Origin of the sequence: Streptomyces sp. NPDC094034 (genome assembly GCF_040303865.1) — a bacterium.
GTDB lineage: Bacteria > Actinomycetota > Actinomycetes > Streptomycetales > Streptomycetaceae > Streptomyces.
Window position 1 is genome coordinate 139,899 of the sequence record NZ_JBEOUD010000011.1, and the last position, 12,512, is coordinate 152,410.

General features: G+C 70.0%; 8 protein-coding genes. All 8 read left to right on the forward strand.

Annotated elements, in window-relative coordinates:
• Window positions 1-17 precede the first annotated feature (17 nt).
• The 8 genes from ABTZ59_RS13350 (at window position 18) to ABTZ59_RS13385 (ending at window position 12,452) form a co-directional block, all read left to right on the forward strand.
• Entirely contained in the window at window positions 18-2,069 is a 2,052-nt protein-coding gene (locus tag ABTZ59_RS13350; RefSeq protein WP_351395395.1) for an ATP-binding protein, read from the forward strand.
• Entirely contained in the window at window positions 2,060-2,350 is a 291-nt protein-coding gene (locus ABTZ59_RS13355; RefSeq protein WP_351395397.1) for a hypothetical protein, read from the forward strand. Before ABTZ59_RS13350 ends, ABTZ59_RS13355 begins: the two co-directional genes overlap by 10 nt.
• Window positions 2,347-8,973 carry an eCIS core domain-containing protein gene (locus tag ABTZ59_RS13360; RefSeq protein ID WP_351395400.1) on the forward strand — a complete coding sequence of 2,209 codons (6,627 nt, stop codon included), beginning with the start codon at window positions 2,347-2,349 and terminating at the stop codon, window positions 8,971-8,973. The genes ABTZ59_RS13355 and ABTZ59_RS13360 overlap by 4 nt, the downstream gene beginning before the upstream one ends.
• 15 nt (window positions 8,974-8,988) lie before the next feature.
• Window positions 8,989-9,573, forward strand: a complete 585-nt coding sequence (locus ABTZ59_RS13365; RefSeq protein ID WP_351395402.1) for a HEAT repeat domain-containing protein — start codon at window positions 8,989-8,991, stop codon at window positions 9,571-9,573.
• The gene (locus ABTZ59_RS13370; RefSeq protein ID WP_351395405.1) at window positions 9,570-10,277 is read left to right on the forward strand and encodes a hypothetical protein; all 708 of its coding nucleotides are present in this window, start codon (window positions 9,570-9,572) and stop codon (window positions 10,275-10,277) included. Before ABTZ59_RS13365 ends, ABTZ59_RS13370 begins: the two co-directional genes overlap by 4 nt.
• Before the next feature lie 9 nt (window positions 10,278-10,286).
• Complete coding sequence (locus ABTZ59_RS13375; RefSeq protein ID WP_351395531.1) at window positions 10,287-10,646, forward strand: LysM peptidoglycan-binding domain-containing protein; 360 nt, start codon at window positions 10,287-10,289, stop codon at window positions 10,644-10,646.
• Entirely contained in the window at window positions 10,639-11,778 is a 1,140-nt protein-coding gene (locus ABTZ59_RS13380) for a hypothetical protein (RefSeq protein ID WP_351395407.1), read from the forward strand. The genes ABTZ59_RS13375 and ABTZ59_RS13380 overlap by 8 nt, the downstream gene beginning before the upstream one ends.
• A gap of 134 nt (window positions 11,779-11,912) precedes the next feature.
• The gene (locus ABTZ59_RS13385; RefSeq protein ID WP_351395410.1) at window positions 11,913-12,452 is read left to right on the forward strand and encodes a phage baseplate assembly protein V; all 540 of its coding nucleotides are present in this window, start codon (window positions 11,913-11,915) and stop codon (window positions 12,450-12,452) included.
• The last annotated feature ends 60 nt before the right edge of the window (window positions 12,453-12,512 follow it).

A 12,512-nucleotide genomic window follows, 5' to 3' on the forward strand; every position in this document is an offset into this window, starting at 1 on the left:
CGGGGGCGGGTGAGGACATGGGTACGTACGAGGGGACGGCCCGGGGTGCGGCGGACGGCGCCGACGCCGGTACGGACGGCCGCGCGCTGGCCGCGGCCCTACGGTCCGTACTCGCGCGTGTCGACCGCCACGCGCGGCGCGCCGAGGACCGTACGCGACCGACCGAGAACGACGCGCCCGAGGACACCGGCGTCGGCACCGGCGTTGGCGCCGGTACCGGCGTTGGCACTGGCGTCGGCACTGGCGTTGGCACTGGCGTCGGCACCGGTCCCGGCGCCCTGGACGCGCTCGTCAGTTGCTTCGGGCTCAGCGCGTTCGAACGCGAGGTGATCCTGCTCGCCGCCGCCGCGGAGCTGGAGCCGACCACCGGCGCCCGGTGCGCCGCCGCGAGCGCCGATCCCCAGCGGGCGCACCCGACCTTCTCGCTCGCCCTGGCCGCTCTGGTGGAGCCGCACTGGAGCGCGCTGACGCCCGTCGCCCCGCTGCGCCGCTGGCGGCTGGTCGAGCTCGACGACGAGACACGGCTGACCACCTCCCGGCTGCGCCTCGACGAACGCATCCTGCACTTCCTCGTCGGCTCGCCCTATCTGGACGCGCGGCTGCACGGACTGCTGCGCCGTACGAGCGCCCCGGACTCCTCCCTGCCCGCCTCGTATGAACGGGCGGCGGACCGGGTCGCGGCGGGGCTGGGCAACGCCGGGTCGTACGCCCCGCTCCGGGTCGAGCTGGTCGGCGGTGATCCGCGCTCCCGCGCCGATATCGCCGCCGCGGCGGCCCGCCGCTCGGGGCTCGGTCTGTACGCGCTGGCCGCCGACGATCTGCCCACCGATCCGGCGGAACGCGACCGGCTGGCCCGGCTCTGGCAGCGTGAGGCCGTCCTGCTGCCCGCCGCGCTGCTGGTGGAGATCGGCGAGCCGGACCGTGCACAGGCCGCCGCCACGGACGCGTTCGTCGAGAGCGCGGGCGTACCGCTCGTCGTCTCCAGCCTCGACCCGCGGGGGACCGCCCGGCCGCGCGGCGAGCGGGTGACCGTACCGGCGCTGGACGCCGAGGAGCAGTTGGGGGTGTGGGCGAACGCCTTCGAGGACGTGCCGGCGGTGTCGGAGCACGATCTGAGGTCGCTGGTCGAGCAGTTCTCGCTGCCGCCCCATCTGATCCGGTCCGCCGGTGCCTCGGTCGTGCGGGAGCTGTCCGGTGCGGACACCCCTGACGCGGCCGGGCTCGCCTGGCGTGCCGGGCTCACCGAGGCCCGGATGGGCATGGACGAGCTGGGCCGGCGGATCGAACCCGACGCGGCCTGGACCGATCTGGTGCTGGCGGAGCGGCAGTTGCGGATTCTGCGCGAGATCGTCGCGCACGTACGGCAGCGGGCCACCGTCTACCAGGAGTGGGGCTTCGAGTCGACGCTGCGCCGGGGACTGGGGGTCACCGCGCTCTTCGCGGGCGGCTCCGGCACCGGAAAGACCCTCGCGGCCGAGGTGATGGCGCGGGAACTGGGGCTGGATCTGTTCATCATCGATCTGTCCCAGGTGGTCAGCAAGTACATCGGTGAGACCGAGAAGAATCTGCGCAAGGTGTTCGACGCGGCCGAACGCGGGGGCGCGCTGCTGCTGTTCGACGAGGCGGACGCGCTCTTCGGCAAGCGCAGCGAGGTCAAGGACAGCCATGACCGGTACGCCAACCTGGAGGTCAGCTATCTGCTGATGCGGATGGAGGCGTACCGGGGGCTGGCGATCCTCACCACCAATATGAAGCAGGCGCTGGACACGGCGTTCATGCGCCGGATCCGCTTCGTCGTCGACTTCCCGTTCCCCGGCGAGGCCGAGCGCGCCGAGATCTGGCGGCGGGTGCTGCCCGCGCGGGCGCCGATGAAGGGCATCGATCCGGCGCAGCTGGCCCGGCTGACCGTGGCGGGCGGCTCCATCCGCAATATCGCGCTGTCCGGCGCCTTCCTCGCGGCCGAGGAGGGCGACCGCCTCCAGATGCGCCACATGCTGGAGGCCGCGCGCACCGAATACCTGAAGCTGGACCGCTCCTTGACGCCCTCGGAGGTGCACGGATGGGTCTGAACGAGACATCAGCCACGCCCTCGGTACGGGTGGACATCGGCGAACTGGTCCTGGACGGCTTCGACCGCGTCGACCCCGACCGGGTCTCCGCCGCGTTCCAGACGGAGCTGACCCGCCTCGTACGGGACCGGGGCGTACCCCTGGCCGCGGACGGCGGCCGGAGGCTGGACGCCCTCTCCGGTCTGCCGCCCCTGCCCGCGACCACCTCACCACGCCGGCTGGGTGAGGCGCTGGCGCGCGCCGTGCACGCGGGACTTTCGGGGCGGGGTGAGTCGCGATGAGTACGACACACTCCGAGGAGCGGCGCGACGAGTCGACGAACGGCAAGCGGCGCAAGCGCAAGGCCCGGGCCGCGTCCCGTACTCCGGAACCGAAGAACATCGTCAGCGGCGCCGGCCAGCCGCTCGATCTGAGCGTACGGCGCGAGCTGGAGGAACAGCTCGGCCATGACTTCAGCCGCGTACGCCTGCACACCGACCGCGACGCGGGCGCGCTCACGGAACTGCTGGGCGCGGACGCGGTCGCGGTCGGCCAGGACATCCTCTTCCGCGAGGGCGCCTACCGCCCCGGCACGGTCGACGGACAGCACCTGCTGGCCCACGAGTTGCTGCACACGGTCCAGAACCCGGACGGCCTGGGCGCCCTGCGCGCGGGCCGCGACCTGGGCGCGGTGAGCCTGCCGCAGCAGGCGATGGAGCGCGAGGCGGAGTCGGCGGCGCGGGAGTCCGTACGGGACGGAGAACCGGCGGCGCGAGAGGTCGAGAAGGGCCAGGCCACACCCGGCTGGCTGCGCTACGCGACCGTCGACGCCGATCTGCGGCGCCAGGAGCAGCTGGACCCCGCGACGCTGGTGGACCGGCTGACGAACAGTCTGCTGCGGTCGCTGCGCGGCGACCCGGAGGACCGCTCCAGGCGCGTACGCACGCAACTCGGCCGATTCTCACCCGAGTTGCAGGACGCCGTGCTGGACCGGCTGGAGCCGCGGCTGCTCTCCTCCGAGCGGGAGCGGCTGATCGATCTGGTCGAGGAGGCCGAGGAAAGCGGCTCACTCGAACTGGACGCCCTCAGTGCCCCCGCGGCCGTACCGGACGCCGTCGACCTGCTGGAACGGGAACCCGAAGCCTCGGGCGAGGCCGAGCGTCGGCCGAGCCAGGAGGGCGGCGAGACGACCGGCCCGGGACAACAGGAGCCGCGACGACCGGCCTCGAACGGCGATGACCGTACGGCCGGGCCCGGGGCACAGCGGCCGACCGGAACGTCCGACGGCGCCTCGCGGGCGACGCAGTCGACGGAGCAGGGCGGTGGCGGCCCGGGCGGCGGGGGCGGCGCCAACGGCGACAAGACCGGCGCGGACCAGAAGACCGATACCGGGTCTCGGCAGCAAGGCCAGAAGGACTCCGGAGAGGGTGCGGAAGCCCCTGCGGTCAGCGGTGCGCCCACGGCGAGCGAGGAGGAGTCCGCTGCCAGGAACCGGCCCGGTGCCGTGGAGCCCTTGGTCGCGGGAGGGTTGCCGCGCGGGGCGGACAGGCGTCGCGCGGACGGTAAGGACGGTCAGGAGTCGGCGGGGGTGGCACCCGGCGCGCTGCTCAAGACCGCGGACCTGGGCAGCCGCAGCACGCTCGAAGGGATCCGGTCCCAGGACAGGGAGTTGGCGGACGAGCCGCCGGGTCCGGAGTCCGGTACGGACAGCGTGCCGGAAGAGCTCGATCCGGAGAAGGCGTTCGACGAGGACAGCGCGTGGAACACCGCGCTCGAACCCGAGGACTTCCTCCCCGCGTCCGACCTCGACGTGTCCGGTGTGCCCACCGCGGACAAGATCACCCCCGGCCAGGACACCAACCCTTCGATGCCGGGCTTTCCCGAGCCTCCCGGGACCAAGGCCGAAGAGGTTCAGGCGCGACGGGACGAGGAGGACGCGGCGGAGTCCGACGCGGCGGACGACGAGCTCGCCCGGCCGATGGGCGCCGACGGCGACGCGCATGATTCCCCGGCCGCCCGCGCCGAGGCGGAGGGACGGCGGCTCGACGCCCTCCAGGTCGAGAAGCCGGTCGAGCAGGAGGTGGGCCCGCCGCCCTCGTCCGACGGCTCGGCTGGTGACCGTACCGCACCCGCCGAACCGATCGCCGGGGTCGGGGACCGGGAATCCACGGCACGGGAGACGGAGCGATCCGAACCGGACCAGGAACCGGAAGCCCGGGAGGCCGACACAGCGGAACGCGACCAGGACCAGAACCAGGACACGTCGTCGGAGGGAAGCGGGTCGCAGACCTCGGCGGGCGCGGAGTCCGGCACGGCCTCCAGTACGACGTCCGGCTCGCCCACCGTGTCCGCTTCTGGCGGGACCGGGTCCGGGACAGGGCGGGCGTCGTCCAGTGGTGCTTCGTTCAGTGGTGCGTCGTCCAGTGGTGCGTCGTCCAGTGGTACGGCTGTCACGTCCCCGGCGCCGACGGCGGACACGGACACGTCCGGAGGGTCCCGCCGCAGCGGCGACGCCCGCGCGGGCGGGCCGGACTCCGGGACGGACACCTCGACCGAGGTCTCCCCGGCCCGGGACACCCATGTCTCGGGCGCGGGGGGCTCCGCCGAAACCCCTGGCGGCGGCGCGCCGGAGCCCGGGACGGACGCGCGGCAGTCGGACGCTCCCGCCGCCGCTCCGACCACCGACGAGCCCGCCGCCGCTCCGGCGTCGGAGCCGACTCGGGCGGCGGCGCCCGCCTCCTCACGGCCGTCGGGCTCCCCGTCCTCACGGACCGTCAGGGGCGGCGGTGGCACGCGTAGCGCCTCGGGCGGCGGTGGCGGCGGAGGCGGCAGGGGCTCACGCGGTGCCGCATCGGCCGGCACCAAGCGTGAACCGGCCGCACCGAACCTGTCGCAGGTGTCACCGGAGGCCGGACTCAGCACCGCCGCGAACCTCAAGCCGCACCGCGCCCTTGAGGCGCTGGGCGGTGTGAACAGCGCGGTCGACCGAACCGTTGGTGAGGAGCATCAGGCGCTGCGGGCCGCACCGCCGACGACGGAGCGGCCGTCAGGTGCCCCGCGGACATTGAGTGGCGCGCCGAACGCCTCAGCGCCCGGCGCGTACTCCAGTGATCCGGCAGCCCAGGTCGACGCCCCTGAGCAGGAGGAGGCGGAGGTCTCGGGAGACCAGACCCCGGAGGGCGAGATCCCGGGGATGGAGATCGAGGAGCCGAGCAAGGTCGAACTGGGCCTGGCGGCCGGGGGGCAGGCCGTCGCCGGGATCGTGAACGGAGTCAGCAACCTCGTCGGTGGCGGGGACATCATCGACACCGACGCCCTCGTGGGCTGGATCCTCGACCTGCCGACCGAGGACGAGATGCTCGCGCAGGCATCGGTGGGCATGGCCCCCGGCGTCGGGCTCGAAGGGGAGACCAGTGGCCGCGTCGACGAACAGAGCGGTGAACTCGACACCAAGGGCCAGGAACTCCGTTCGTCCGGGCGGGACGACGCCGGCCGCCCTCTGGGCGAGGACCAGATCTATCCCGATGTACCGCAGGAGACGCTGACCGCTCAGGTGCCGGGTGCCCAGGGGCAGGGCGGCGGCGCGGGCCAGGGCCGTGGCGCGGCGGCAGGGGGGCGGATCCCGCCGGAGGCGGTCTCGGAAGTCGCGGAGCACGAACGCGGGCCGCAACTCCAGAGCACGTTCAGCGACGGCCGGCGAACGATGTCCGACAAGCGGCAGGCCAAGGACGACCAGTTCAGGCAGTCCCAGGAGCGGCACCGGCAGGACGTCCGGAGCGAGATCGAGACCAATACGAGGACCCAGACCGCGGAGCGCGAGCGGACCAGGACCGAGGTCGAGGAGTCCCGGACCCGGTGGAGGACGCGGCAGGACGAGGAACTCGACTCCCTCGGGACGAAGAAGAGCGACAAGATCGAGGGGATCCGCAAGGAGGTCAAGGACAAGGAGGAGCAGACCGACGAAGACGTCGAGAACCGCCGCACGACGGACGAGGCGGAGATCGGCAGGAAGAGGACCACCGCCGAAGAGGAGGCCAGGAGCAAACGCGAAACCGCGAAAAGCGACTCCGGCAACTGGATCTCCCAGGCGTTCGACTACATCCGCAACAAGCTCAATGCGCTCAAGGACGCCATCATCGGCGTCTTCCGGGCGGCACGTGCGGCGATCAGCAGCCTGATCACGGACTTCGAGGGCACGGTCCTCGGCTGGATCGAGACTGTCCGTGAGGAGATCATCGGCCTGTTCGAGGAGTTCACCGAGGCCCTGATCCAGCTGGGCAAGGACCTGCTCGACGGGCTCCTTGAGATCGCCAACGAGATTCGCGGCTTCATCATCCGGATCCGCGACGCGGCGATCGAGCTGGTCAACCAGCTGGCCGACGAGCTCCAGCAGTTGGTCACCGATCTCCTCGACCAGCTGGGGGAGATGCTCAGCGGCCTCCTCGACGTGCTGCGTGAAGGTCTCCGGATGGCGGTCGACGCCGTCATGAGCGGGCTCGGGGCCATCATGGACTTCGCGCTGGGCCTGCTCAACGCCCTGGGCGAGTGGGCGATGATCGCCGCCGACATCATCACCGACCCGGGCGGCTGGCTCAGCGGCGCCGCGGCCTCGGCGGAGGACGGTGCCAGGAACCACCTCTTCTCCGAGATCATCTCGGCCGTCAAGAACTGGTTCAACGAGAAGATCCAAGAGGTACTCGGCCTCCCCCGGGAGATCTTCGACGCTCTGCTCAACGGTGGTGTGAGCAAGGAGCAGATGGTCGAGGAGGCGTGGGCCGAGGCACAACCCCAACTGCCGTTCATCATCGGCGAGATCGTCATCACCAAGGTCATCGCCAGGCTCATCCCCGGCGCGGGCTGGGTGCTGGCGATCATCGACGCGCTGAAGGCCGCGTGGGGCGCGTTGAGCGAAATCCTCCAGGCCTTCGGCGCGTTCATGGACTACCTGAAGGCGGTGAAGGGCGGCAACGCCGGTCTGCTGTTCGCCAAGGCCGTGGCCTCGGGTGTGGTGGCGCTGCTGGAACTGGCCTATCAGGCGCTCCTCAGCGGGGTCGCCCGATACGTGCGGAAGGTCGGCGACCGGCTGAAAGGCGTGGCGGAGGGCCTGAGAAGCAACCGGCCGGGGCGGCCGAACGACCAGAACACCCAGAACGGCCCGGCCAGGCCCGGGACCCCGGCCCGCCCCCAGGACCCCACGCGCCCGAACAACCCGAACAGGCCACAGGCGACGGAACAGCCGAGGCCGAACGATCAGCGGCCCAGGAACCAGGAGGTGAGGAACGCCCAGCAGGAGGCGCGCCGCACCACCGACGAACAGAGGCGCCCACCGCGCCCCTCCCGAGGCGCCACCTCCCGCCCCACGACCCGGCGCCCCCAGAGCTCCCCCGCCACGCGCCCACGACCGGACCGCCGGGACGACCGCACGAGCGACCGGGACCGGGACCGCCGGGACGAACGCGACCGCCCCAACAACCAGGACACCCCCCAGAACCGCCCCCGCCCAAGGCCAACACAGCGCCGCCGCCCCACATCTCCGGCGGCCCGGGCCATGAACCGCGCCCGGCAGACGGTACGGGCTGCCCTCAACCGCACTCGCAGGGCCAAGGAGTCCCTGGGCCGCCGCGACACGGACAACAGGCGCCGCCGCGACCTCGACAACAACGCCCACCGCATGCGCGACGCGTACGCCAGGCGCCGCGATCTCCTACGCCGGCAACAGAGGACGCGCCAGGAACAACGCCGCCAACACCGCGACCAGCAGAGGCGGAAGGAGAATTCGCCGGAGTCGAAGGACGCCAGGCTCCGGAGGATCGTGGCCCGCATCCAGCCCAGGCTGCGGCGCATGTTCCGTCGCGGGACCACAGGCATCGTGTTGGATTCAACGCTCAGCGCGATGCGCCTGTGGTATCGGCTGACGGACCTCCGTGTCCAAGGCCTTCCGTCCTTCAACGTCCGGGCAGTTCTCAATCCAGAGGCGCTGGCAGGCGGCGGCTTCAGGCTGACAGGGGCTGAGATTCGAGCTCTGGTCCACGAGATCTCTCAGGAACTGCTGGACCATCCTGAGATCCAGCAGCGAGCCATGCGGATGCGGCGTTCAAAGTCCGGATTGCTCAACAGATTCCGTCTGTCGCAGCCAGTAGAGGTCGCGGAGGGTCCCGACATTCCTGCGGCGGTACGTTATCTGCGAGAGCGTGGAACCGATTTGAACATCTCCACGCCGAGCGGCGCGGTGCATACCCTGGCACCATACAAACCGCCGCTCTGGAAGGACGAGTCCTATATCTTCGGAAGGGAGCACGAGAGAGTCCTGGAACTGAACTCTCCCGGATTCCTCAACGCGTTCACCCGAGGCGTATTCGCCTACCCTCAGATCGCAGACAAGATGGCCCGCAGCGGACTCACGGACCGGGAAATCGCCAACTACATGCGCACATACGTCAGGACCGGAAAACTCCCCAAGGGACTCAGCCGAAGAAATCGCCGTCTTCTGCGCAATACGGCATGGCTCATGCTCGTCCGGGAATCGGTGCGCAACCCGGCGAACGTCGGGTTCTCGGCCATGACCATAGACCTGCTACGCCGCGGGCAGAACCAGGGAGGAATGTCGTGGGACGAAGCACTCGCCGAGTATGAAGGCACCCAGATCACCGGACGGCGCGGAAGATTCCCGATGTCCATGGCCAAGGCCATGCGCGCTGTGCGTGGCGTCGAGGCGACAGCGGCCGGGCGCGCGACGGGCACCACCGCACAGGGGGGAACCCGTGCCGAGCGCGCAGAACTGGTACGGCGCGAGACCCAGCTCGCCCAGCAGTGGGCGAACGCCATTACCAACAACCAGGGAATTATCGGCGACACGGAGGATGGCGCCTTCGAGGAGGGACGTCATAAGCTGAGGGACGCTCTTGCAAAATTCTACGGAACGTAATGAAGGAAACAGCAAATGCCGCAAGAATCACAGCGGGTTGTCCTGCGACCGCAGGTGACACGGGACGACGTCCAGGACATCGCATGGGAATTCGACTGGAACGCGATCGAAGTCGGAGACCGAAGTTCAGATACTCCGGTGGACGTCTGGCAGACGCTCAACGGGGGCACCGAAATTCGCTTTGTGCAGGATCGACCGATTGGTATGCGATATTTCTTGATCCATGGCACAGACTGTGAGTCCGTCGTCACGGCGCTGAGGGATGCCGTGCCGACCTGGACTTTCCCGGACGCCCTGTCTTTCGTACGACACGCGGATAATCGTGACGACATGCTGATCGGGCTCTATGCCGTCGCACTCTCCGCAACATCCCCTGATCGTGGCGCCGCAGTCGAGCAATTGCGTGCCATGGCGGGCAGCCCTGACGCTGGTATTCGTCAAGCCGTTGTCATCGCAACCGGCTATCTCGGCTGGCCGGAACTCATTGCCCTGGTGGAGGAAATCCACCGTACCGACCCCGTCGACCATGTACGAGCCAACGCTGGCGTCCTACTGGACGGACTCCGCCGCCACGGCACTGCTACCACCGAGGGACCATGACCCGTTACGCGGATATACCCAAGCCCATCCGGTCCGGGATCGTCATCGTCGATCCCGAGCGCGGCACGCCCCAGCGCATCATCGTGTTGCAGTTCAATCCCGACACCCTCGAACGCTCCGTCGCGCCCCAGGCCGCCGGTGGCAGTGGTGATTCCGGCGGCGGAGGGAGCGGAAGCGGCGGGGACCGGAATGAGGCCCTGCGGCTGAAGGGGCCCGCCCAGGAGACATGGAAGTTCACCGCCGAGATCGACGCGACCGATCAGTTCGAGGTCGCCGCGCCCGACGGGATTCATCCGCAGCTCGCCGTGTTGGAGATGCTGGTGCAACCCACCACCGAGAAGCTGCGGGCCGCGTCGCAGTTGGCGAAGAACGGGACCATCGAGATCAGTCCCATCGAGATGCCGCTCACCCTCTTCACCTGGGGCAGCAAGCGCGTCATGCCCGTGCGGCTCACCGAGTTGTCGATCAATGAGTCCGCGTTCGACGTCAATCTCAATCCCATCCGGGCCAGCCTCAGCATCGGGCTGAAGGTGCTGACCGTCAGTGATCTGCCCGCCGGGCATCGTGGGGCCGAGCTGTATCTCGCGCATCTCGCGCAGAAGGAGCGGCTCGCCGCCGCCGCCGTCGGCGGGCAGCTCGGGGGGATCGGGCTGGGCGGGACCCTCGGGGGCGGAGCCGGTGCCGGATTCGGGACAGGGAGGTAGTCCGTAGTGATGGAGCCGTACGAGAGTCCGCTCGACGCGATCCCGGGATCGCATCCGTACCCCCGCGACAGCCGGTACCACGACGCCGAGATCGGGGTGCATGTCCAGCCCGACGGGACCGAAGTGCGTTACACCAAGCGGCGGTTGCTGCCGCCGTTGCCGAGCGACGAGGGCGCCGTCGCGCCGCATGCCGTCAGCGGTGGCGAGCGGCCCGACCACCTCGGGCAGCGCTACTTCGGCGATCCCGGGCAGTGGTGGCGGATCGCGGACGCCAATCCGGTTCTCGATCCACGTGAGCTGACCGCCGAGCCGGGGCGGGTGATCGGGATTCCGCTGCCCGGTGGGGCCGTGGGGACCGGCCATGGCTGACGAGCCGATCGGGACCGGGCCCGTACATTTCACGCTGCGCATGGGCCCCCAGCTCACCCGGCCCGTGCCCCAGGCGGTCGCCGAGGCCCTGCTGTCCGCCCAGATCACCAGTACCGCGGGCGAACGCAGTGGTTTTCAGCTGGCGTTCGACCTGACCAAGAAGGGCGCCATCATCGATCGGCTCCTGCCTGAGGGGTTCTTCGACCCCCGCACCCGCGTCATCGTCTCGACGACCATCAAGGGCACCCCGACCGTCCTCCTCGACGGTCTGATCGTCCGTCAGGAAGTCGGGGCGAGCAATCAGCCGGGGCACAGCACGCTCACCGTGACCGGTGAGGACCTGACCATCCTGATGGACCTGGAGGAGCGGACCGACCGCTTTCCCAACCTCTCCCCCGCCGAGCGCGTCAGCCGCATTCTCGCCAAGTACGTGGACTATGGCATCCGGCCCGAGGTCGTACCCGAGCAGATCGCCCAGCCGCCCCGCGAGCAGTTGCGCGTCGACTACCAGACCGCCACGGACCTCGGCTACGTCAATGAGCTCGCCCGCGCCAACGGCTACACCTTCTATCTCGAACCGGGACCCACCCCCGGCCATTCCCTGGCCTATTGGGGCCCGCAGCGACGGCTGGGGCAGCGTCAGCACGCGCTCAACGTCAACATGGACGTCAACTCCACGGTCGACCAGCTCACCTTCGCGTACGACGGAGCCGCGCGCGAGGAGCCGCAGGCCCGCTGGCAGAATCCGCTGTCCCGCGAGACGACCCTGCTCCCGCAGCCCGACATCAGCCCGCTCAGGCCACCGTTGGGCCGCCGTGCGAGCCCCGCGCTCAAGCGGAAGCGGTTGTCGGGCACCGCGAAGAAGGGATTCGAGCAGGCGCGGGCGGAAGCCCTCGCCCGCGCCGCGACCTCCGCGGACGCGATCTCCGGTTCGGGGCAGTTCGATGTCAACCGCCATGGCTATGTACTGCGTCCGCGCGAGTTGGTCGGGGTACGGGGCGCCGGCAGGACGTACGACGGTGACTACTACGTCACCTCCGTCACCCACAACCTCACGCCCGGCTCGTACCAGCAGAACTTCACGCTCTCACGTGAGGGGCTCATCGCCCGCAGCGGCACCGTCCGTCCCTGAGTCCCCTCCAGTTCGTGAAGTCTCCGAGTCCCCCGAGTCCCCCGAGTTCTTCGAGTTCCCCGAGTTCCCCCGAGTTCCCCCGAGTTCCCTGAAGTCCCTGAAGTCCCACGCCCGACACAGCAGGAGCAGCCCGCATGGCGCCAGCATCGAACAATCGCTTCCTCGGCAAGTTCCGGGGCCGGGTGGCGGACAACAACGATCCGCTGCGGATCGGCCGGATCACCGCGTACGTCCCCGACGTGCTCGATGAGGAGCCATCGACCTGGGCGATGCCCTGCTTCCCGTTCACGGGCGAGCGGTCCGGCCAGTATGTGATCCCGTCCGAGGGGGCGGGCGTGTGGATCGAGTTCGAGCAGGGCGATCCGAGCTTCCCGATCTGGACCGGCTGTTGGTTCGGCGACAAGAGCGAACTGCCGGCGGACGCGCTGGCGAGCGCGGAGCGGGACGCGCGGCCCGTCGTCATCGAGACCCAGGGCCACCACAAGATCGTGCTCTCCGACGACCCCGACAGCGGGATTCTCCTCCAGGCGCCGGGCACGGACGGAAACGGCCCCTTCATCCGGATCAACAGGGACGGGGTCCACATCGACAACGGGCAGGGGGCATCCGTCCTTGTCTCCGGCGACCAGGTCGACATCAATCGGGGCCGGCTGACCGTACCCAAGAAGCGTTAGCGCCCAAAGAGCGTTGGTGCCCAAGAAGCGTCGGCGCCCGAGAAGCGCCCCAAGAAACGT

Excerpts from the sequence above, each read along its gene's own strand:
- ABTZ59_RS13350 (WP_351395395.1), top strand. The coding sequence starts at position 18 with ATGGGTACGTACGAGGGGACGGCCCGGGGTGCGGCGGACGGCGCCGAC.
- ABTZ59_RS13355 (WP_351395397.1), top strand. The coding sequence starts at position 2,060 with ATGGGTCTGAACGAGACATCAGCCACGCCCTCGGTACGGGTGGACATC.
- ABTZ59_RS13360 (WP_351395400.1), top strand. The coding sequence starts at position 2,347 with ATGAGTACGACACACTCCGAGGAGCGGCGCGACGAGTCGACGAACGGC.
- ABTZ59_RS13365 (WP_351395402.1), top strand. The coding sequence starts at position 8,989 with ATGCCGCAAGAATCACAGCGGGTTGTCCTGCGACCGCAGGTGACACGG.
- ABTZ59_RS13370 (WP_351395405.1), top strand. The coding sequence starts at position 9,570 with ATGACCCGTTACGCGGATATACCCAAGCCCATCCGGTCCGGGATCGTC.
- ABTZ59_RS13375 (WP_351395531.1), top strand. The coding sequence starts at position 10,287 with ATGGAGCCGTACGAGAGTCCGCTCGACGCGATCCCGGGATCGCATCCG.
- ABTZ59_RS13380 (WP_351395407.1), top strand. The coding sequence starts at position 10,639 with ATGGCTGACGAGCCGATCGGGACCGGGCCCGTACATTTCACGCTGCGC.
- ABTZ59_RS13385 (WP_351395410.1), top strand. The coding sequence starts at position 11,913 with ATGGCGCCAGCATCGAACAATCGCTTCCTCGGCAAGTTCCGGGGCCGG.